22 protein-coding genes are annotated in these 19,910 nt (G+C 65.8%); 8 read left to right on the top strand and 14 right to left on the bottom strand.

Features of this window, described 5'->3' with window-relative positions:
- The 11 genes from QEZ54_RS35380 to QEZ54_RS35430 form a co-directional block, all read right to left on the bottom strand.
- The coding region (locus tag QEZ54_RS35380) for a bifunctional DNA primase/polymerase (protein WP_281309176.1) at positions 1 to 156 on the bottom strand (156 nt) is incomplete at its 3' end.
- Positions 157 to 247: 91 nt separating this feature from the next.
- Positions 248 to 487: a hypothetical protein gene (locus QEZ54_RS35385; RefSeq protein ID WP_281309151.1), complete on the bottom strand. Its 240-nt coding sequence runs from the start codon at positions 485 to 487 to the stop codon at positions 248 to 250.
- Between the two features lie 169 nt (positions 488 to 656).
- Positions 657 to 2,012, bottom strand: a complete 1,356-nt coding sequence (locus QEZ54_RS35390) for a hypothetical protein (RefSeq protein ID WP_281309152.1) — start codon at positions 2,010 to 2,012, stop codon at positions 657 to 659.
- Between the two features lie 20 nt (positions 2,013 to 2,032).
- Entirely contained in the window at positions 2,033 to 2,761 is a 729-nt protein-coding gene (locus tag QEZ54_RS35395) for a hypothetical protein (protein WP_281309153.1), read from the bottom strand.
- Between the two features lie 57 nt (positions 2,762 to 2,818).
- Positions 2,819 to 3,676: a hypothetical protein gene (locus QEZ54_RS35400; RefSeq protein ID WP_281309154.1), complete on the bottom strand. Its 858-nt coding sequence runs from the start codon at positions 3,674 to 3,676 to the stop codon at positions 2,819 to 2,821.
- Between the two features lie 93 nt (positions 3,677 to 3,769).
- Positions 3,770 to 4,045, bottom strand: coding sequence for a hypothetical protein (locus QEZ54_RS35405; RefSeq protein ID WP_281309155.1), 276 nt, complete (start codon positions 4,043 to 4,045; stop codon positions 3,770 to 3,772).
- On the bottom strand, positions 4,045 to 5,058 hold the full coding sequence (locus QEZ54_RS35410) for an ABC transporter permease (protein WP_281309156.1): 1,014 nt from the start codon (positions 5,056 to 5,058) through the stop codon (positions 4,045 to 4,047). Before QEZ54_RS35410 ends, QEZ54_RS35405 begins: the two co-directional genes overlap by 1 nt.
- Positions 5,055 to 5,246, bottom strand: coding sequence for a hypothetical protein (locus tag QEZ54_RS35415; RefSeq protein WP_281309157.1), 192 nt, complete (start codon positions 5,244 to 5,246; stop codon positions 5,055 to 5,057). Before QEZ54_RS35415 ends, QEZ54_RS35410 begins: the two co-directional genes overlap by 4 nt.
- Positions 5,246 to 5,479, bottom strand: coding sequence for a hypothetical protein (locus QEZ54_RS35420; protein ID WP_281309158.1), 234 nt, complete (start codon positions 5,477 to 5,479; stop codon positions 5,246 to 5,248). Before QEZ54_RS35420 ends, QEZ54_RS35415 begins: the two co-directional genes overlap by 1 nt.
- Positions 5,476 to 5,919, bottom strand: coding sequence for a hypothetical protein (locus tag QEZ54_RS35425; protein ID WP_281309159.1), 444 nt, complete (start codon positions 5,917 to 5,919; stop codon positions 5,476 to 5,478). Before QEZ54_RS35425 ends, QEZ54_RS35420 begins: the two co-directional genes overlap by 4 nt.
- A gap of 103 nt (positions 5,920 to 6,022) precedes the next feature.
- Complete coding sequence (locus QEZ54_RS35430) at positions 6,023 to 6,541, bottom strand: hypothetical protein (protein WP_281309160.1); 519 nt, start codon at positions 6,539 to 6,541, stop codon at positions 6,023 to 6,025.
- Between the two features lie 402 nt (positions 6,542 to 6,943).
- Here QEZ54_RS35430 and QEZ54_RS35435 point away from each other — a divergent pair, with 402 nt between their 5' ends.
- From QEZ54_RS35435 to QEZ54_RS35460, 6 genes are all read left to right on the top strand, one after another.
- Complete coding sequence (locus QEZ54_RS35435; protein ID WP_281309161.1) at positions 6,944 to 7,795, top strand: GntR family transcriptional regulator; 852 nt, start codon at positions 6,944 to 6,946, stop codon at positions 7,793 to 7,795.
- Positions 7,796 to 7,837: 42 nt separating this feature from the next.
- A complete protein-coding gene (locus QEZ54_RS35440) occupies positions 7,838 to 8,641 on the top strand; it encodes a glycosyltransferase family A protein (RefSeq protein ID WP_281309162.1) in 804 nt (267 codons plus the stop codon).
- 39 nt (positions 8,642 to 8,680) lie between these two features.
- On the top strand, positions 8,681 to 9,664 hold the full coding sequence (locus QEZ54_RS35445; RefSeq protein ID WP_281309163.1) for a hypothetical protein: 984 nt from the start codon (positions 8,681 to 8,683) through the stop codon (positions 9,662 to 9,664).
- 281 nt (positions 9,665 to 9,945) lie between these two features.
- Positions 9,946 to 10,599, top strand: coding sequence for a hypothetical protein (locus QEZ54_RS35450; protein ID WP_281309164.1), 654 nt, complete (start codon positions 9,946 to 9,948; stop codon positions 10,597 to 10,599).
- A 21-nt stretch (positions 10,600 to 10,620) separates the two neighbouring features.
- Entirely contained in the window at positions 10,621 to 11,088 is a 468-nt protein-coding gene (locus QEZ54_RS35455; RefSeq protein WP_281309165.1) for a hypothetical protein, read from the top strand.
- A complete protein-coding gene (locus tag QEZ54_RS35460) occupies positions 11,081 to 11,536 on the top strand; it encodes a hypothetical protein (protein ID WP_281309166.1) in 456 nt (151 codons plus the stop codon). The genes QEZ54_RS35455 and QEZ54_RS35460 overlap by 8 nt, the downstream gene beginning before the upstream one ends.
- 906 nt (positions 11,537 to 12,442) lie before the next feature.
- On the opposite strand, the gene QEZ54_RS35465 is transcribed toward QEZ54_RS35460, so the two are convergent.
- Together QEZ54_RS35465 and QEZ54_RS35470 are read right to left on the bottom strand one after the other, a co-directional pair.
- Complete coding sequence (locus tag QEZ54_RS35465; protein ID WP_281309167.1) at positions 12,443 to 14,134, bottom strand: TIR domain-containing protein; 1,692 nt, start codon at positions 14,132 to 14,134, stop codon at positions 12,443 to 12,445.
- Positions 14,135 to 14,656: 522 nt separating this feature from the next.
- On the bottom strand, positions 14,657 to 15,937 hold the full coding sequence (locus QEZ54_RS35470; RefSeq protein ID WP_281309168.1) for an ATP-binding protein: 1,281 nt from the start codon (positions 15,935 to 15,937) through the stop codon (positions 14,657 to 14,659).
- Between the two features lie 712 nt (positions 15,938 to 16,649).
- Between QEZ54_RS35470 and QEZ54_RS35475 the strand changes: the two genes are divergently transcribed.
- Both QEZ54_RS35475 and QEZ54_RS35480 read left to right on the top strand, forming a co-directional pair.
- Positions 16,650 to 16,880 carry a hypothetical protein gene (locus tag QEZ54_RS35475; RefSeq protein WP_281309169.1) on the top strand — a complete coding sequence of 77 codons (231 nt, stop codon included), beginning with the start codon at positions 16,650 to 16,652 and terminating at the stop codon, positions 16,878 to 16,880.
- Between the two features lie 20 nt (positions 16,881 to 16,900).
- Positions 16,901 to 17,509 carry a class I SAM-dependent methyltransferase gene (locus tag QEZ54_RS35480; RefSeq protein WP_281309170.1) on the top strand — a complete coding sequence of 203 codons (609 nt, stop codon included), beginning with the start codon at positions 16,901 to 16,903 and terminating at the stop codon, positions 17,507 to 17,509.
- Positions 17,510 to 17,649: 140 nt separating this feature from the next.
- On the opposite strand, the gene QEZ54_RS35485 is transcribed toward QEZ54_RS35480, so the two are convergent.
- Positions 17,650 to 19,479: a glycoside hydrolase family 6 protein gene (locus tag QEZ54_RS35485; protein WP_281309171.1), complete on the bottom strand. Its 1,830-nt coding sequence runs from the start codon at positions 19,477 to 19,479 to the stop codon at positions 17,650 to 17,652.
- Between the last annotated feature and the right edge of the window lie 431 nt (positions 19,480 to 19,910).

Here is a 19,910-nt window from a genome sequence, read left to right on the forward strand (position 1 = left end):
GGGACCGCAGGACCAGCAGCGCCGGATGCGGTCGGGGTCAGTGGTGGCGCGCTGCTCCCACCGGGACACGGCGGGTTCCTTGGCGCCGGGAATCAGGGGGAACACGTGCCAGCCCTTGCGGGCTGCGGCCAGGGCGGCGGCCATGAAGTCGTTCATCGGTGGTGCTCCCTTCCGGGGCTGGTCGGTGGGCGTCGTGGTCGGCGCGGCCTGGTGGTCACCAGGCCGGGCCGATCGGTGGGGCGGCACGTCAGGAGACGAGGTCGAACGCTTCGAAGATCTCGACACGTTCGATGTCGGTGCGGGCGGCGGCCATGGCCTGGCCGTAGGCGGCTGCCTGGGCGGGGGTCATGGCCATCAGTTCGGCGTCGGTCAGCCAGGACAGGGCGTCGGCGTAGCGGGTGGCCACGGTCGGCCCGAACTCGGCTGCGGCGCTGCGGCCGGTGGTCCACGGGGTGCCGGTGACGGCTTCGTACAGGCGGGCGATCACGGTTGCTCCCTCGGCTGGGCGGGCGCCTGCGCGCCCGCGTGTGTCACGTTGCGTGTATGCGCGGGCGGGCGTGTAGGCGTCCGCCCACGCGTCCACGGGTGTGCCAGATAGCGCCCGTACACGCGCGCGATGCGGTTCGGGCGGACGGTTGGACGGTTGGACCGGACGGTTACGTCGGGTGAGTGAGGCGGTAGCGGCGCTGGCCGCCTTTGCCGGTGTCGCGGGTGTGGGAGACCTGCTCGTCGCGGGTCATGGCGGCGAGGATTTCGCAGGTCCATGACTTGCTGCGGCCGGTGGCGGCCTGGATCTCGGCGCGGGTCAGTCCGTCCGGGGCGCCTTGCAGGGCGGTCAGAACGACTGCGATGGCGTCGGGGTCGACCGGCTCGTGGGCGGGCGGGTGGAGTTGGGTGAGGTTGTCCAGGTCGACCGGCGGCAGATCGGGCAGGTCGGCCACCTGCTCGATCGCTGCCTTGGCCTGGGCGCTGGCGGCTACGGCGTCGGCCTTGGTGACCCGCCGGTCCGGGGCAGGCCGTTGGGCGACCGGCGCGGCGGGGGCAGCCTCGGTCGGCGCCGCCGGGGTGGGTGTGGTGTCGGCGCCGATGCCGAACGGGTCGCGGTTGCGGTTGGCGTAGTCCGGGCCTGCGGCCAGGCGGCTCACTGCGTCGAGCTGCGGCCGGTGGGGTGCGTAGTAGGCGGCCAGTCGGGCGACGTCGGCGGGTTCGTACAGGGCGAAGCTGCGCATGGGTAGGGGTGAGGCGTCGGCGCCGTCCTGGGACAGCCACACGCCGGGGGTGGTGTAGACGCCGAGGTTGAGCGATTCGGCGGGTGCGTTGGGCAGCGCCCATCGCAGGTCGGACAGTCGGTTCATGCGCCCGGCCAGCACCGGGTTCAACTGGGACTTGAGCCGTCCGCTGTTGCCGAGGGAGTCCTGGGTGGGCTTCTGCGTGGACAGGATCATCGCGACCGCTACTTCGCGGTCGGTCTCGGCTATCTGGGTCATCTCCTCGGTGCAGGCGTCGGCGACGTCGCTGTCGCGGCCCAGCAGTGACGACAGCTCATCGAAGATCCCGACCAGTAGCGGCAGGCGCGGGGAGGGCTGCAACACGGCGTCGCCTTTGCCCTGGGCGGCCAGGCGGGCGCCCTCGGTGGCGCGCGCCTTAATGATTCGGTTCATGGCCCGGAGCATGAGCAGGACTTCTTCGGGTGTGGTGGCGAACCAGTCGAAGCAGGTGATCCATGGGGCGAGGCTTTTGCCGCTCTTGGCGACGTCGGCGCCGAAGATGACCGTGTCGTGGCAGGCGACCAGTCCGGCCGTGAGGACGTTGAGCAGGTTGGTCTTTCCGCTGCCCATGGCGCCGGTGACGAACACGTTGCGTCCGCCGACCTTGGTCCAGGGCGAGGCGTGGGCGGGGGTGCCGTCTTCGTAGACGCCGACCGGGAGCGGGTCGCGGGCGGTGCGGGCGCCTGCGGTCCACTGGTCGGCCGGGTCAAGCTGGTCGGCGCTGGCTGCGGCGGTGCGTGCCATGGGTGGGGCCTCCAGTCGGTCTAGTTGTTGGTGTGCAGGACTCGCAGGGCGGGGTGGGTGAGGTCGGCGGTCCACGGGTCGGTCTCGGTGATGTGCACGAACACCACGCGGCTGTTGGCCTCGTCCTGCTCGACCTTGACGGCGCCGGGCCGCAGCTCGTACGCCGACTCGATGGCCTCCCGCTGCACGCTCTTGGCGTTCTGGCCTGCGGTGAGCTTGACCCGCAGCACCTCTCCGGCCGGGGTAGCGCGGGTGCCCAGCAGGTGGGCGCCTGCGACGCCGGCGAGTTTGGCGACGGTGTCCCAGCGCTGGCGAACGCGGTCGGCGCGCAGCTGCGCGCGCAGGGTGCCCGACATCCACCAGCCCAGCCCCAGCACCGGCGTGCCCAGTGCCCACAGGCCGTACAGGGCGCCGCTGGTCGGCCAGTAAGCGACGGCCAGGGTCCACGCGGCGGTGGTGCCGGTGACCACGGCGCCTAGGGCGCGGTCGTAGCCGGACAGGCGGGACAGCCAGGCGGCGGCGCACAGTCCGCCGACGCCGTAGCAGCCCCACAGCCAGCCGTCGTCGGCCGCCAGGCGCACGGCGAGCGCGGCGCCTCCGGCGGCCAGGGTCAGCCCGGCGACTCCGAACGGCGCCAGCTGGCGCCGGTATCTCCACACGGTGGGGATCACCCAGTCGGTGACCAGGTGTCGGCGGCGGCTGTCGTCGATCAAAGCCAGTTCACGCTTACGGTCTTTGCTGCCGAACATTGTTCCTCCAGCTGGGAAGGGGTGCGGCCCGCGTCGGCGGGCCGCACCGCTGGTGGGTCAGGAGGCGTTGCGGGGGTCGAAGAACCCGGCGACGTTGGGCTGCGAGACGCCCGCCTCGGCGGCCTCCATCTGCGATTCGTAGAGGTCGCGGAAGGTCTTGGCGGCCTTGGCCAGGTCGGCGCCCGCCTGGGCGTAGTTCTCCATGGCGGCCAGGATCGGCCGGGTCACACGCGGGTCCAGGCGGGCGGTGTCCAGGGTCTCGGCGTAGTCGCCCAGGGCATCGCCGACCGCGACTGAGCCACGGGCCAGGCCGACGAGTTGGGAGGTGAGGAACCAGGCGTCACCGGGCGGCAGTTCGCCGATACCGGAGGCGGCACGTAGGAGCAGGGACGCCAGGGCGGTGGCCATGCGGGAACCTCCACGGTTCGGGTTGGGGGTCGGCCCGGTCTTCGAGCCGGTCGGACGGCCGGTGGCGGCATTGCCACCGGCCAGGGTGGGGGTGTTCTGGGCGTGCCCGCCTTGCTGCTCGTGCCACAGCACGTGGGTCTGTTGTCGGTGCAGAGGCACACGGCGCCCACACAACGCGCAGGTGACCAGGCCGTCCCACCCGTAGTAGGTGGACCGCTGGGCACGGGCACTACGGTGCGCCCAGGTGCGACCGGCCCGGCTCATGGCCTGGTCGGTCAGCCAGTTGACCCCGCCCAGTACCGCCCGCCCAGCCCGGATCGGGATATGACGGCGGCGCCATGCGCCCCGGGTGACCCGGAGCGCGAACAGGGTCTTCGGGTGGGCGACCAGCCAGTTCGCGGCGCGGCGTCGTCGGCGGCGGGCGGCTTTGCGGGTCGCGTCGTCCAGCACCTGCGACCAGCCCCCAACAGGACCAGTGGTGGGGCGGCGCCGGTGGCGCTTCTTCATGGAGTGGACTCCTCTCGGTGTCCTGGTCGCCGGTGTGGCGGCCACCGCGACGGGCCGGGGGTGATGGGCCCGGCCCGCACGGTGGCGGCCAGATCAGGCGTCGCCGGGAAAGCACTGCTCAGCAGTGCAGGGGACCGCTCCGCGGTGCCGTGCCCAGCCGCCGGAGTAGCCGCGTCCGTCCGTGGCCGGCGGGGCGTTGTCGGTCGGCACAGCACAGGCCGGGACCGGCGCGAAGTGCTGCTTGACCTCTTCGCGGCCGTACTCGACGCGCGTGGTCGTCCAGTGGTAACCGGCCCGCAGGTGAGCGACGCTGCCGTGCCGTACCGGCCCGTCCGTGACCACTTCGACAATCGGCGTGAGCTGCAACATCACGCCTCCTCGTCATCGACGCGGACCAGGTGAACCAGCGTGGACGCCAGGCCGAGCACGATCACGGGCAGGCAGGACACGGCGGTGGTGATCTGCCACGGGGCGGAGGTGATGCCCTGGGCGACCATCAGGTGGTAGGCGATCTGCCCGGCCATGCCGACCAGCAGCGACACCACCGTGGACCAGCGGGCGAACCGCCGGGCCTTGACCGGCAGGCCGGGGGTGAACCAGACCTTGAGCGCGAACGCGGCGTAGGCGTCCATACCGAGGGGCAGGGTGATCGCGGTGTTGAGCTTGAAGCTGTCCCAGATGCCCGGCAGGGGGTGGACGATGCCGAAGCCGGTGAGCTTGCCCAGCTCGACCCACCCGGCCCAGATGGCGATGAATGCGGCCATGCCCACGAGCAGGACTGGCCAGGTACGCACCTTGGGCTTGCGGCGCCGCGCGGGCGCCTCGGTCACGGTGACGGCCTGCGGCATCGGTGCGGCGACCGGCGCCAGCGGCGGTGCGGTGACGGGGATCGGCGCTTCGGTGAGCACCGGGTCCGGCAGCGGGTCTTCGGTGAACACCGGCTCCAGGTCGACCGGAGCCGCGAAGGTCACCGGGGCGATGCCGACCGCCCGCAGCGGTGGCGTGTCGGTGCTCGGCTCAGACGCGGTCGGCGTGATCTTCGTGTCCGCTTCTACGCCAACCGCCGTCAGTGGCAACGCCGCGACCATGATCGGCGCGGCGGGGACCTGGGGAACCAGGTCCGGGGTCGGCGCTGCCGAGTCCAGCAGCACCTGCGGCACCGCGTCCGGGGCCGCCTCGGCGACCGGGGCGGGGGTGTCGGACTGGTCGGCGTCGGTGGTGGTCAGGGTGGCGAGGAGGGTGCGGGCCTTGTCGGTGCCGATGCGGAACCGCTTCATCGTGGCGCGCTGGGACGGGGCCGTGCCCAGCTCGTCGGCCCACTTCTGGAAGTCGCCGACCAGGTCGGCGGTGTTGACGGGGTAGGCGCTGGTCGGTGCGGTCATTTCGGGCCTCCGGTGAGGGGGAAGGTGCGGCGCACGGTCGCGGTCACGCGGACGTCGTAGGCGCCGGAAGGGATCGGGTCGGACACGTCGGCCAGGGAGCTGACCTGCTCCAGCAGGTGCAGGAACGCGACCACGTCATGGCGGGCGCCGACGAGCGTCACGGCGACCGGCCCGGACTGCGGGGCCATCACCAGACCTCCGGGCGCTGCGCGGCACGGGCCAGGCGCACCAGCGCCGCGTACTGGCGGCGGCCAGCGCGGTTCCAGTACTCCCACGACTTGCCGTGCAGGGTGCCGGTGGCGCTGTTGAACGCCAGGCCGACACGCTGCATCGACGTGCCGTAGCGGCCAGCCATCTCCTGGATGGCCAGTGGCAGGGGCCGCCCCGGGCGGCGGGTGAGCACAGCGGCGGGGCGGGTCACCGGTCGGCGTCCCGTCGTGCGGCAGCGGCCCGGGAGCACACGAACCGGTAGCGGCGGTTGCGGCGGGTCCGGATCTCGGCCAGACGGCGCCGGACCTCGGCCCGCTCCGCGTCGGTCAGCGCCAGGTGCGCCCAGGCGGCCTCGTCGTCGTCCTGGGCGTCGGCGTCGCGGGCCGCCTTCACGGCCCGGTCGACCGCCACGTCATCGACGTACGACGGGTCGACCTCCACATCAAGCGGGAGGTCGAACTCGGCGGCGAACATCCAGTCAGCCAGCAGCACCGCGTCCCAGCAGGGCTCACACGCCACCGGGCGGGTCAGGACCACGAGGTGGGTGGCCTGGCAGTGCCGGGCGGCCAGCTCAGCGAGGGGGTGGTTCCAGTTCAGCGGGCCGGTGCCCGGGTCGGGTGCGGCAGCAGCCGCGATAGCCTGAGAAGGCATCGAACTCTCTCCTTGGTAGGTGGGGTTGGTGCGATCAGGCCCCGCCCGGGTCGCATCCAGGCGGGGCCGCTTGCTGTGCGGTTCAGAGGCGGTGAGCGTCCAGTCACGCCCTGCCGGTGCTGGTCAGGGCGTACCGGGCCTGGGTGACCTCGAACGCCTGGGGGCGGTGCTCCGGCACCCAGCACCAGCCCGACACCAGCTCTCGCAGGTACCGGTAGTCCGGGCTCTCCGGTCGCTTCCAGCGGATGCGAACTCGGGCGGGCATCCCCGCCGTGTCGAACAGCAGGTCAGGCGCCGGGCCGATGTCAAACACGGCACTGTCGGCGGTGCAGTACCGGCCCGCCTCCACGGCTTGCCCATACCGGTTGACCAGGTGCCAGACCGTGTCGTGCTGGGGCTGAGCGGCGGTGATGTACTGCGGCGGGTAGAGACGAGCCAGCTCGGCCAGCACGGCGCGGGCCAGCTCGGGCCGCAGAACCGACCCGGTCACCTGACGGATGGCGATCCGGACCGCGTACGCCAGCGGCGTGATGTCTGCACCGTCGCCGGTCCACTTGCTCAGCTCGGCTTGGACCTCGGCGTCAGTGACCGGCGCCGGGCCGGTGGTACTCGGGTTGGCCATGGGGTATCCCTTCTGGCCGCCACGGTGGCGGCTTCCGCACGGGCTGGGACTGGCAGCACCCAGCCCGACGGAAATCGCCGTTCGTGTGGTCTTGCCAGCGCCGGAACCCGTCCCGACCGTCCCCGCTGCCCCCGGGACCGACCGGGCGCTACCACTAGGTGGCTTCATGCAGGGCTACCGCGAGACGACCTTCGGCGCTGTATTCCTGTCGCTGTGAAGTTCTCAAGCACCAACCGCGCACCAGGTCGAAGCGGGCGACGTAGCCGTAGCCACCCCGCCGCCCGATCATCGGGGCATGTTCGCCAGTTTGCTAGCGAACTTGTTGCGTAGCCTAAGAGGGTGCGCACGGAGGTGTCAAGCACTTAGCTAGCGAACTACAAAACTGCCTGGTCTAATGGGGGCATGCAGACCCACTCGACCGAGGGCACCGTGCCCGTGAAGCACCAGATCGCTGATGCGCTCCGCGCTCAGATCCTCATGGGGCAGCTGGCGCCCGGTGCGCCGCTGCCGACGATCGAGGAGCTATCGAGCCAATGGCGTTGTGCTCCGCTCGTGGCCCGGGAGGCTCTGGATGTTCTGAAGTCTGAGGGTCGCGTCAGCGGCGGCCGTGGTAAGCGGGCAACGGTTCGAGTCCCCCCGAAGCGAATCAAGCTCTCCACGGGATGGGTGCAGGAGCAGAAAGATCTAGTGCTTCAGCCTCGCTCCGTCCGGTCGCATCGCGGTGCCATCGAATTGACTGCGGGCGTTCCAATCGACGCCACAATTTCGACGCATAAGTATGACGCTGTCTCTGCAACGGAAGATCTGGCATTAGAGTTTGGAATTAAGGCGGGTACGGAAATACAGCAGCGCACCTACGAAATGGTCGACCGCGAAACAGGACATCGACTCGCTTTCAGCGTGTCCTACATTCCGCTTGCCCTAATCGAATCCAATCCTGCACTACTCGACGAAAGAAACGAACCGTGGCCGGGAGGGCATCAGCATCAGCTCTATACGGTTGGCATTGAGATTGACCACGTAACGCGCACTCTCATTGCGGTGCAACCGACGCCAGGAGATAGGCAGAAATGGGGCATAGAGCAGGGCGTCTCGATGCTACAAATTCGTAGCAGGTCCGTTGACATCGACGGTCGAGTGGTCGAACTATCTGATGCCCTCTACCCAGCTGATCGAACTGAAGTCGAGTTCACTGAAAATCTTCGTCGTTGGCCTGATAGCCACCAGGCCTACGACTCGGCAGCGGACGACTAGACGCGAGATTAGACCTTCGTCTATAGAGAGGTAGGGCACACGGTGGCGCTTGTTTCTATCATCACGGCGGTTCACCCAGCTGGATCAGCCTTCCTGGAGGAAACCTTATCGAGCGTCAGGAGACTGCGCCTCCCTGCGGGATGGGAGTATGAATGGTGCGTTCAAGAAGACGGTCCCGCATCTGAGATAGCCGACTTCTTCGCCGGTGTTGAACGAGTTAAGTATGCAGCGAATGGTACTAAGCTTGGTATCGCATCCACTCGTAATCTTGCCCTTTCTAGAGCTGAGGGGGAATTCGTCAGAAATCTAGACGCTGATGACCTCGTATTCTCTGACGCGATAGAAGCGGTAGTTCCAGTGTTTTCTGACAGCTCCATTCATTGGGCGGTTACCCAGGCGGACGACCTGATGCCCGATGGCAGCCGTAAAGGCTTCCCGCCCGATCTACCGTTTGGTCGAGTACCAGCAGGCGCAGCGAACGCCTGGGCAGAAGCTCGCGGCGGCAACTGGCCCATTCACTGCGCGGGCCTACTTGCGCGCACGGCAAGCGTGCGCGCTCTCGGCGGATGGGGTGGGGTGCCAACCGATGACGACATCGCCTTATTCGCGGCGCTCAGTGAGGTGACCGATGGATGGTTTGACCCGGCCATAACATGGCTTTATCGTCAGCACCCCAACCAGACGGTTCGAATGCCTTACCAGCGTGAGTGGGGCGATATCGCCAGGAGGATTGCACTTCAACGCGTTCGAGCGGTTCGGCTTGCTGGACTCAGCATCGGTGCCGCTGGTGTCGACGAGAATCCCGACGTGACCGTGGCTCCTCCAGTAAAGGATTCGATGAGTTAGCACGTAAACGGCTTGATCAATCGATCTAGACTCTCGGCCATGGTGATCAACAGAACTTCAAAGCAGCGCGTAGGGGCCGCCGCTGGCGGCCTCTTCGTGCTTGTGCTGGCCACCTGTGTTGGTGGTGCGTTGGGCGGCGGCGCCGGCCTTTTCCACATGTACGGGGAGAGCCAGCTCGGCGCGGTTGCTGCGTTCGCGGCCATGTCGGCGCTGGTCGTCGGCTCTCACTCGGCGGTTTGCTGCTGGGCGTATGTGACTCGGCCGGGGCCTGTGCGCCTGGTCGTCGCGCACGTGCCCTGGTTGATGACCTACCTCGTGTTCGCCGTCCGCTGGCCGGACCCATGGTGGCCGTTGGGCTATCTGGGCTGGGCATGGGCCGCTCTCGCAGCTGCGGGCGTACTAACGGCATGGTGGCTCGGCGGCTCTCGCGGGAGGGGCCGCGGCTCCCTGGTCTACGCGCTGGTCATGGTGGTGCTGCTGGGCGGCAACACCATGGCGTTGGGCTGGCACATCTGGACACGCACGCGCGGATTTGGACTGGTCGGAGAGCTGTCGCCGGAAGCCGCGGTAAGGGCGCTGGAAGCTACGTCGTGCCTGTCGGAGACGGGTCGCTGGTATCACGATGCTGGGGTGATGGTGGAGGCTGACTGCCCCGACGGCGAGAGCTACAGCCTGAGGTATCAGGGTGTGCATGACGATGCCTTCGACACGCTGATCACCAATGCACAGCCGCGCCAAGCGTTCGCACGCTGGTGGATGGTGCAGGACACCTACCGCTACCACGTGGTGCTCGGACTCTGGTCGCAGGGCAGACGGGCCCAGGGCAGCGCTGTGGTCCTCACCTACCGGGTCGAGTGGGCGTCTGACGGGCGCTTCATGCCCGGTGACAGGCGATTCGAGCTGGACAGAGCTAGCGAGACATGGACCGTGACCGTCGTACAGGTCGCCATGGGCGGATGGAAGGTCGACCGCATAGACGTGCCCGAGCCGATCCAGGTCGCCGATCGTGGGTTCACGAGATAGCTGTAACCATTCTCACCGCCTGTCACCCGGAGGGTCCAGCTCGGCGCAGGCGATCCATGGGCCGTGACGTTGTAGTCGGTCCGCAGCCAGTGATCTTTCCTGAGAATCCGATTGTTGACCGATGAGTTGGGAAATAGTCGATCAGGGGCGTTGCGAAACCATGAATGTGTCAGTTTGGCCTATTTGGAGGTTGACAACCCTTACCGCGATATTGTGAAATCACCCTGCAAAGTTAGGGAACGATGGCAGTGAGAAAACCCCAGGTCAACGGACGGAGAACCATGGCGCAGGACATACGGAAGCTGGGCGCGCCCAAACGTGTGCATCCCGCCCTCCAGTGGATTGCGAGATTGTCTCCCGAAGACTACGACGCCCTATTGCGTGAGCTTTCTTCTGCTTCCGCAGGCCCGGAAGAAATTGAAGCTCGTATTTTTGAGCGCTTTCCCACTTCTCGTTTAACGAATGAAGTGATTGAAGTATGTCTCAATCTAAAGCGTCTTTCGATAGACAATGACTGGACGCCACGAATGGTGGCGGAGCAGATTGCGTCCCTTTCAGAACTGGAGCTAAATAACGGCGATCGCGAGAGCTTGCGAAGGCGACTTGAAGCGATTTTGGGGCAGCCAGCGCTGGGGCTAGTCACGAAGACCACGACGTTGACATCTGACTACCAGTATGTGCTGCGATCAGCTGCGGTTCTGGTCGATATGCGGCCGGTTTTCGCGGACGGCAGCACTGCGCTGGAAGGTGCATTGATTGCGCACACTCTGAAAATCGCCTACGCCCACACAGACGGCGATTTAGAATTGTACGTTTCGCTGTCTTCGGATGACTTGGATGACCTTCACCAAGCAATCATCGAGGCAAAGGAGAAGGAACAGGAGCTGCGTCGCTTTCTCACCCAGGCTGATTTGCCCATCCTGGAATCTGCCTAACCGGACGCATAGGAGAAGCTGGTGAATCCCAAGATCTCTTCGCCGCAACGCTCATGGAAGCTTCCGGCAGCCCACATGAGTATCGTTCCGGATGAGTGGTATCGGGACGATCGGTACGTTCCTCAGGCAGTCGAGCACGATCAATTCGCGATACGAAGCCGCTTCAAACGTCGCCGGACTCTGGTGAGGAGCGATCAGGAGGTAGCTCGAACCTTCTCGGGACTCGCATCCCGCTGGCGTAGTGAGACACTGTTTCTGTCCAACCTAGACGCGATCATACTGAACTCGGCCTACCAGCAGATTATTGGTCTAGGTCCGCAGGTTATCCCATGTATCCTTGATGAGCTCCTTGAGTCTGGAAGCAATCACTGGTTTTGGGCACTCGCAATGATAGTGGGTGAGGATAAAGCGGCGGGAACAACCACCATGGAAGATGCCCGGTTGGCATGGCTTGCATGGGGAGCCGAAGAGGGATTCATTGATGGGTAGAGATGACCTCCTTCAGGCCTTTCCTAGGCTCGCTGAAAAAGGCTTCGAGATCACGAGTCCAATTGATCCCAAGTACAACTGCATCGCCTACGCTGCTGGTGACATGGGTAATTGGTGGTGGCCGCAACCTGGATTCCCGGGTAAAAGCCTAGGTGGTTACTACTGGCCCACGGGGTTAAGCGTGCCGGTTACCTTGGCGTCGTTCGAGCAAGCGTATGCGACCCTGGGTTATGCGCGCTGTGAGTCCGGTAGCTTGGAGTTCGGCACAGAGAAGATCGCTATTTACAGCGATGGTGGCGGGCTTCCGACCCACGCCGCCCGGCAACTGATCGACGGCACCTGGGTCAGCAAACTTGGTGGAGGCTTCGACATCGTTCATAACGATGTAGAGGGAGTTTGCGGGTCACTCTATGGGCAACTGGCTTTCTTCATGGGCAGGCCCTTGTGAAGGTTGCCATAACCCGGTAGTAGCTCAAGTGAATACCAAGACCGACGATGTTGCGCCAAAGTTCTCCCCGGTCCGACCATAATGGCTGCTCAATGTCGGTACCGGGCGCCGTCTGTAAATCCGCTGCCTATGAGTCGGAGCCGACCTCGTCGAAACTTTCTTCACGAGGTCAAGGCGGCCGCAAGCGGCCGCACCGTGGCCGGGACGCTCGGGCGCTCGCGCCACGCCTGCGGCAGCGCGGCGCCCGGCGTCCACCCCGGCGGCCAGCAGCAAACGCCTCACCAGTAGGAATGCACTCGACAGCAGCCGAACCGTCAGTTGCCGCAGGTGAAGGCCATGATCGAAGCGCTTCGGAGATCGGCTGCGGTCGCCGCATGACGCTGACCAGCGCGGGCGTGCCCGGAGGGTTGATCAGGCTAGCCAGGATGATCAAGGGGCGATCGTCGGCGTGGGAGAAGATCAAAACCTCGACCTAAGATCATCATTTCGCATATCCGCCGTGGTCCGGACCGCTCCTCCCGGGCGCCGTCATGTCCGATCACCAGGGCTTTCTAAGGTCAAAAGCCTTCAAACACTCGGGCTCCGGGGAGGAGTCCCCGCCTACCATCGGCCCGGGCAAAGCCTTCATGATCCCCCGATCTGGTCAAGGTCGTTCGTCCAGTAGGGCGCTCCACCTTGACCAGATCGGGGGATCATGACCACGGGGTGCGGGCCGACGGCAGACGGGGAGCCTGAGGGCCACCAGTCTTTAAACCATCGACACGCGCGGCCGACGTGTTCCCCGCTATGTCCCCGTGAACCACCGGAGATGGCTGACCTCAGCGGGACTCAACCGACGCCTAAACCCAGGACAACCGCTGAACAACCTGTGGGCAAATTCGAACATGAACCGGAACGGAACTCGCTTTATTTAACCGCATACCTCCACCAGATGATCACGGTATTGTCGTCGCTACCAGTCGCTATGGATTTTCCGTCCGGGCTGAACGCCACCGCGCGCACACGACCCGTATGGCCGGTGAGGGTGGCGAAGACGAGCGGTCTGGTTCTTTCGGACAGATCCCACACGATCGCCGTCTTATCACCGCTGCCGGTGGCCATGGTTTTGCCGTCTGGGCTGAATGCCACTGCGTACACATGGTCATGGTGGTCAGTGAGGATGGCCAGGCCTCGTGGTGAGCGCGGTGCGGACACGTCCCACAGTTTCACCGTCATGTCGCCGCTGGCAGTAGCTAGGGTTTTGCGATCTGGACTGAACGCTAGCGCGTACACGGCACCCCCATGAACGAGGGCGCCCAGGCGACGCGGTTTGGCGGGGACGGACATATCCCACAGGCGCACCGTCTTGTCGCCGCTGGCGGTAGCCAGGGTCTTGCCATCTGGGCTGAACGCCACCGCGTTTACGAATTCGGTGTGATCTGTGAGGGTGGCCAGGCGACGCGGCGTGTGCGGCACGGACACATCCCACACGATCACCGATTTATAACTGCCCGTAGCCATAATCTTGCCGTCCTGGTTGAATGCTACCGCGTACACGAAGTCATGGTGGTCGGTGAGGGTGGCCAGGCGGTCTGGGGAACCCGGCACGAACACGTCCCACAGGATCACCGTTTTGTCGTCGCTACCGGTGGCCATGAGATTGCCGTTCGGGCTATACCCCACCGCTGTTACATGCTCAGTGTGGTCGGCGAGTACCTTTACTCGCTGCGGTGCGGCGGCATGGTTCACATTCCAGAGGGTGGCCTCTTTGTAGCTGCCGGTTATCAAAAATGGGCCATTCAGGCTGAATGCCACCGCATTAACCGGGCTTGTGTGTGTGAGAGTGGCCAGCCGCTGAACAGGAGCGAAGGGTGCGACGACGCTTCGAGAAGGGCTCGGGCTCGGCCTCACGGTCTCGGTTGGACTTGAGGATACTGAGCCGTTATTTGAAGGATTGCCGTTGAGTGCGACCGCAACGATCATGGCGAAGATGACTGTGCCGACCGCGGCAGTGGTGAGCCAACCCCAATAGCGGCGCATTAGCCGCCAGGGCCGGTCGCTAGCGGTCCTCGGTGTGCGCACCGACGGTTTAGGGAGGGCTGAAGGGTTGGCCGCCCTCGGCGTTTCCGCCTTCGCCTCTGGCACTGTGGCTATTGGCTGCGGCCTGTCGGCAGGGGTTATCGAGTCTGGGACCAGGGCGCGAAGCCTGACCACCAGCGCCTCCAGTGGCATTTGCCCACCGGTGACGTCTTCGTACTGAAGATCAGACAGAGCGAAGTACCGCTTGCCGTCGAGTAGCAGCGGAAAGATCGGCTTGGCCATCTCTTCGGCCAATGCAATCTCCCTTGCGACCCACCGTGACTCGGCTCCTCGTGGGGTCATAACGACCACCACCGCCACGGCGGACTCCAGCCGGGATTTGATCATTCGCGTCCAGCGATCGCCACTGCCGATGCGGCGGTCATGCCAGACAGGAATTCCAGCACGTTCGAGGACGCCAGCAAGCCTGTTGGCGTAGTCGGTCGCATCGGCATGGCTGTAGCACAGAAAGACATGCCCCTCGGCCCCGCCGCCATTGGTCGCCTCCGCACCTCGGCGAGCTTTGCGCGATGGGGACATGCCCCGTTCGGCCCACGCTCCCAACGGCACCAAGACGGAGCCACCGGCGAACGTGGCGGCCGTAACGGCCGTACCCGTGTCTGCGCCGATCCACGTCGCAAGGACCCCCGCGACTATGCATGCACCGGCGACGGACGGAGCGACCACCAGTAACCATCGACGTGCCCTGCTCACCCATCCCCCTAAGTCGATGCCCGGATAACTTCACCACGGCCGGATTCAAGGCACCAGAGGCGCTCGGATACCGGCACATGACTGAACCGTGGACCGCGCCCCGCCATCCTTCAGAGCTTCCAGACCGTCACCCACTCCACCCCCAAGGGCACATTGCGCAGAGGAATGAGTACAGCAGCGAAGTACAGCAACGGCGTTGACCGGGATCGGCCCTGCGCACTGTTGGTAGCCCATGTGACTTCGTGGCTGCCCCTGTACGACCATGCTGCGGCAAATCCGTAGGTTCAGGGTTCAAGGACCGGCCGTACTGACGAGTCATTTCGGCCAGACCTGGCGCGACGGCCACGGCTAGTCTCGCTCCCTGAACCGGGACATCGGTACTCGGTCGTCCTCGACGTCGCGATTAATCCCGACGTCCAACCCGAACAGACCGTAGACCCTCAAGAGGGCTTCATACGCGTCACGCTCAGGATCGCCAACTGCCGGCCAGGACAAGTCCAAGGTGTCCGCGCTGGCTGGCTGCGCGTCACTGATCATCATGTGAAGCGGAAAGTTCGCAGCACCGAGCAGACGCGGTTCATCGCCCCTGAAGCGTCGAGCCACGATCCGGTGTTCGACTGCTCCAGTCACCCGCGGCTTGATGAGATCGTCTGCGATCCGGAAGTACTCCAAGGTCATTTCCGTGAGAACCCACGGGTTGATGCGTTCTCGACGCGAGTACTGCTCCATCGCCCAGCCCAGCAGGTCCGATGTTGCTGGCAGTCCTGCTGTTATCAGACCGTTGGGACGCACCCAGAGGGCATACCGGGTCTGATCTAGATATAGACCACCACCTAGCACGCGGAGTCTTCCCGTACGGTCCGCCAGGTTGAAGCCGTCCCGCCTCAGGACGTCTTGGTGACTCAGGGCACCCTGCACCCCGTTCCCGCCGAACATCTCGCGCAGAAGCCCCGCACGGCCGGTCGGAATGCTCTGGAGGTAGAGCACTGGAACATCCGCCCAGTCCTGCATCTGCTCCATTTCGTTGATGGACTCTTCGGCCAGGAGAGCCAGATCTGCGACAGGAATGATCTGGGCCGTCTCCTGAGGCCAGGCTCTTGCCCGCAGACCCTCGTTGATCAGGCCGTATACGTCGTCGGGCGGCAGGTACACGGTTCTGTCGCCGTGGCGTTGCGGGATCACAACACCCTCTGCGAGCTTGTCCCGGTCGTTGATCATTCTCCGGACGATGACATATCGCGCGCTTTCCGCCACCGGTTCGACGTCAAGCACCAGGTAATGGTCTGGGCTGTCGGGGTCCGGGTACCAAGAGTGACTGACGACCACCCGTGGCCGCAGGTGCTCGTTCAGTACATCAATCCAGGTGTTCAGGTCAGCCGCGCTCTGGGGGAACGGGTGCCGTTTGTCCGCTACCTCCAGCGCTTGATCGTCAAGCTTCCTCGTGGAAATACCGAGGACCAGCAGGCCGCCCTGGGCATTGGCGAATGCCGCGACGTCCTTACACAGCTCATACTTTCCCTTGTCCGTCTTGATCGGGTAAGGGGAGGACTTAAAGTCCAGCCACGACGTCTCGGGAAGACCGAGCAGATCATCCGGCTTTCCGGATGCAAGCGCATTGATGACAGTCATACGACTCAGGCTCACATCCGGGAAGCTACCGGCAGCTTCGGTGACGCCGATGTCGAGACACGGACACCGGCAGTAGACGATCTGATCGTCTACCCCTCATGGGCCGGTCGGCCAACCCCGAAGCCTGGCAGTAAACGTCCCCGCATCCTGTGAATGCAGGGGCGTCTCCCATGGCTCGCATAATCAACCTAGTGTATGGCGATAGGGATGTCACCTGCTGGCTGATGCCAAAGCGACGTAGCGGCGGGCTAAATCGAGTGGTAGGCGCGGGTCGTGTCGCGAGTACTCGGAAGGTGACGGCGTTCGTGCTGACCCCAGCGTGACCCCAGCGCTCGGCTTCCGGCTGCTCATCGGTGAACTTCACGAGCTGGAGCCGAAGTCGTTGAGGTCTGCCGACTGGCGATGCGGACGGGTCTACGGATCAGAAGGCCGACCAACGGGCAGGCGCGCGGGCCAGCGCGGAACATGTACGGAATGATCTAGGGCTGGCCATGGGCAGTGGCTGAAATCCCCGCAGGTAGCTGACAGGTTGCGACGCGGTGAGCGAGCCCCTTCCTAAACCGCAGGTCGCAGGTTCGATTCCTGCCGGGGGCACCCTTTGCTGGGTCTATGGCGTTCGTGCAGTTTCGAGGAAAGTACACGAATCTTGGACCTCTTTCGTGCACTTTCCCTGAAACTGCGGCCGCTGGGCGGATCTCGGCAGAGGTGCACCGTGGACTACGCCGCCTTTTGCGACCGGATCGCCGGGCCGTTCATCCACCACATCCCCGAGGACGAGCGCGAGCACGACCCGCGCCTTCCCGGCCGCGCCAGGGCCATGCGTGCGCGCACGGTCGCCGCGATCACGGCGGCAGGCCACGACGTGGACTCGGCGTTCTGGCCGGAGCTGAGCGCCGCCGAGTGCACGCAGTGCTACGCGGGCTGTACCGACAGCCCGAAGTGACGCGGTGAGAGGCTGGGGCCATGGTGGAGACGCAAGCCTGGGAACGGTACGCGCAGGAACGTCCGCCGCGCCGGCTCGTCAACGCGGCGGGATCGGATACCTGGTTCAACTGGACCCAGTACCCAGACCATGGTCCCGGCCTCGAAGTGCTCGACCTGCAACCCGGCGCGCGGGTGCTCGACCTGGGCTGCGGTAAGGGCGGGAACCTGGCGCACATGCGGGCGCAGGGGCATCACGCCGTCGGCGTGGACGCATCCGCTTCGCAGATCGCCCACGCCAGGAGCCGGTGGCCGGACCTCCAGCTCGTGTACGGCGATGCTCTGGCCTACCTCGAAGCCGGTGACGAGCCGTTCGACGCGATGTACTCCGTATTCGGCGCGCTGTGGTTCATCGACCCCGAACTGATGCTCCCGGCCGTGCACCGCAGACTTCGGGGCACCCTGGCCTTTTCCTGGACGCACATGAACGCGGCCACAGCCGTCGCCCGCTGGGACTTCGAGCCGGAGGAGTGGGCCGGACGACTTGCCGAGCATGGGTTCGGCGAGATCGAGTACCGGGTGATCGAGCGCCCGGCAAGCACCGATCGCGGGCACCCGACGTTCCTCGTACGTGCCCGCATCGCCGGGTAGGACTCGGCCGGAACAGGTTCCCGGCCGCAGGCCATGCACACCGGTCTTTCGTCTCGCCGAAACCGCACGGTCCAGCACCCGCATACGACGGAGCCCGGCCGACCCCCACAGGGTCGACCGGGCTCAGTTGCTGCGGGGGATCAGGACAGCGGCGGGTACGCGTTGGCCATGAGCTCGGCGAACTGCGCGGAGAACCACTGGCCCGACAGCGGCGCGTTCGGCAGCGCCCCGGTCAGGTTGTTGCCGTTGAGGCCGTTACCGGTGTAGGTCGGGTCGCACATCCGGTCGAAGCCCTTGCCCTCGTCGTTCGGGATGACCTGGCTGGCACCGTCGGACTCGCCCGGAGGCTTGACCCACACGTACGCGTCGATGCCGGGGGCCGGAGCGGCCTTCGGGCGCTCGCCCAGGCCCGCGCCGGACTGGTTGCACCAGTTGCCGGCGTGGATGCGGCGGTCGATGCGCGACTGGTTGACGAAGGTGGTGACGTCGGTCGAGGTCGACGCGGCGGTGGGCCGGTTGGCGCCGCCCCAGCCGTTGCGGCTGGTGTCGATCAGCATGCCGATGTTGGAGTTGAAGCCCTCGGCGACCAGCTTGGTGCGGAACGCCTGCGCGAACGACAGCTCGTCGACGTACTGGTTCCAGTCCACCCACTTCGACTGGCGGACCGTGGTGCCGTTCACCGAGGTGTTGATGGTGAAGAACGGCTCGGTCAGGGCCGAGTAGTTGGCGGTGTTGGTGATGAAGCCGTGCACGTTGTTGACCGTGCTGCCCTCAGCCGTGGCGGCCTGCTTGAACTTGGTCGCCGACGGGCCGAGGTTGGTGTCCCAGCCGATCCAGCCGTGGTGGGCGGCGTCGATGTAGTTGTACACGTTCGAGATCGCGCCGAGCTTCTTCAGCGCGTACCCGATGCCGTTGACGTAGCCGCCGTTGGCGGCCATGGTCGCGCAGGCGGCGATGTTGGTGTTGGTGACCAGGTTCGGCAGCGAGTCGATCTCGACGATCGCGACGATGCGCAGCGGCGCGTACTTCGGCCGGGCCAGGATCGCGGCGATCGGGTCGATGTACTCGGTCTTGTAGCGCGGCAGGTCGTTCGGGCCCAGCTCACCGTTGGAGGCGAGCGCGGCGCAGTCGCGGCCGGGCAGGTCGTAGATCACGAACTGGGCGACCAGCGGGCCGGTGCCCGCGTTGTACTGGCGCAGCGCCTCGTCCAGGTGGGCGACCAGGCCCATGCTGGTGGAGCTGCCGTTGATCGCGGCGATCCGGTCCAGCCACACGGCGGTCGAGGTGTTCGACACCCGGGTGCCGCCGGCCACGGTCTCGGCCTTGGCCTTCCACTCCGGGTTCACGTAGCCGCGGGCACCCGCGTACGGGTTGTCCACCTTGACGGTGGGGTCGACCGGGCTCGGGCTGACCGACGGGCTCGGGCTGCTGCTCGGCGACGCGCTCGGGCTGGCCGACGGGCTCGCGGAGGGGCTGGTCGACGGGCTGGCGCTCGGGCCGGCCGAGGCGCTGGCGCTCGCCGACGGGGTGACGCCGCCGGTGGTGCAGTTGACGCCGTTCAGCGTGAACGCGGTCGGCTTGGTGTTGGCGCCGGTCCAGCGGCCGTTGAAGCCGAGGCTGGTCGAGGCGCCGGTGGCCAGCGCGCCGTTCCAGGACAGGTTCGTCGCCGTGACGTTGGCGCCCGACGCGGTCCAGTTGGCGGACCAGCCCTGGGTGAACGTCTGTCCGTTCGGGAACGCGAACTTCAGCGTCCAGCTCGACAGGGCGTCGCCGGTGTTCTTGACGACGACGGTGCCGGTGAAGCCACCGCTGCTCGGACCCTCGGTCCAGTCGTTGGTGGTGTAGGTGATGTCGCAGCCGGGCGCGGCGGCGGCCAGCGTCGCGGGCAGCGTGACCAGGCCGGCGAAGACCAGGGCGCCTACCCCGGCCGCGGCGGCGGCCTTGCGCCGTCGGGTGATCGGGAAACTCATGGTGCGAACTCCTTGGGCTGAATTGTCGGCATTCACGACTGACCGGGCAATCAGTGCGCGGAAAACGCCGATTCGGTACGAAATGCCCAGCCCGGTGGGCGAAGAAAATCCGCACACGGCGTACGTGTGCGGCGATGTCCACGCCGTCCTGACGAGAAGCCAGGTGCCCTCGGCGGGTGGTTCGCGTTGCGTCGCTCCCTACAAGCGAGCGCCATCCTGACATGGCTGTAAGGCCCGCCACAACGCTTTCGTGCCAACAACTTTTCGGCAGGTCAGTGACCTGCCGAAACTCGTGGGATCGCTCCCATAGAGATCAGAAACTTTCCCCTGCGGCCGCTCGCGGCTGCGACTTTCGGACCGTTTAATCAGTATTCGCCCAGAGAGCGACCATGGGCGTGGATCTTGCCGAGTCTGCTCTGTATTGATCACGG

This window comes from Catellatospora sp. KI3 (assembly GCF_029948125.1).
Classification (GTDB): domain Bacteria; phylum Actinomycetota; class Actinomycetes; order Mycobacteriales; family Micromonosporaceae; genus Catellatospora.

Coding starts and splice junctions, on each gene's coding strand:
- QEZ54_RS35465 (WP_281309167.1), bottom strand. CDS start 14,134: ATGTCCCCATCGCGCAAAGCTCGCCGAGGTGCGGAGGCGACCAATGGC.
- QEZ54_RS35445 (WP_281309163.1), top strand. CDS start 8,681: ATGGTGATCAACAGAACTTCAAAGCAGCGCGTAGGGGCCGCCGCTGGC.
- QEZ54_RS35485 (WP_281309171.1), bottom strand. CDS start 19,479: ATGAGTTTCCCGATCACCCGACGGCGCAAGGCCGCCGCCGCGGCCGGG.
- QEZ54_RS35450 (WP_281309164.1), top strand. CDS start 9,946: ATGGCGCAGGACATACGGAAGCTGGGCGCGCCCAAACGTGTGCATCCC.
- QEZ54_RS35395 (WP_281309153.1), bottom strand. CDS start 2,761: ATGTTCGGCAGCAAAGACCGTAAGCGTGAACTGGCTTTGATCGACGAC.
- QEZ54_RS35425 (WP_281309159.1), bottom strand. CDS start 5,919: ATGCCTTCTCAGGCTATCGCGGCTGCTGCCGCACCCGACCCGGGCACC.
- QEZ54_RS35480 (WP_281309170.1), top strand. CDS start 16,901: ATGGTGGAGACGCAAGCCTGGGAACGGTACGCGCAGGAACGTCCGCCG.
- QEZ54_RS35405 (WP_281309155.1), bottom strand. CDS start 4,045: ATGTTGCAGCTCACGCCGATTGTCGAAGTGGTCACGGACGGGCCGGTA.
- QEZ54_RS35435 (WP_281309161.1), top strand. CDS start 6,944: ATGCAGACCCACTCGACCGAGGGCACCGTGCCCGTGAAGCACCAGATC.
- QEZ54_RS35430 (WP_281309160.1), bottom strand. CDS start 6,541: ATGGCCAACCCGAGTACCACCGGCCCGGCGCCGGTCACTGACGCCGAG.
- QEZ54_RS35415 (WP_281309157.1), bottom strand. CDS start 5,246: ATGGCCCCGCAGTCCGGGCCGGTCGCCGTGACGCTCGTCGGCGCCCGC.
- QEZ54_RS35470 (WP_281309168.1), bottom strand. CDS start 15,937: ATGACTGTCATCAATGCGCTTGCATCCGGAAAGCCGGATGATCTGCTC.
- QEZ54_RS35400 (WP_281309154.1), bottom strand. CDS start 3,676: ATGAAGAAGCGCCACCGGCGCCGCCCCACCACTGGTCCTGTTGGGGGC.
- QEZ54_RS35460 (WP_281309166.1), top strand. CDS start 11,081: ATGGGTAGAGATGACCTCCTTCAGGCCTTTCCTAGGCTCGCTGAAAAA.
- QEZ54_RS35390 (WP_281309152.1), bottom strand. CDS start 2,012: ATGGCACGCACCGCCGCAGCCAGCGCCGACCAGCTTGACCCGGCCGAC.
- QEZ54_RS35410 (WP_281309156.1), bottom strand. CDS start 5,058: ATGACCGCACCGACCAGCGCCTACCCCGTCAACACCGCCGACCTGGTC.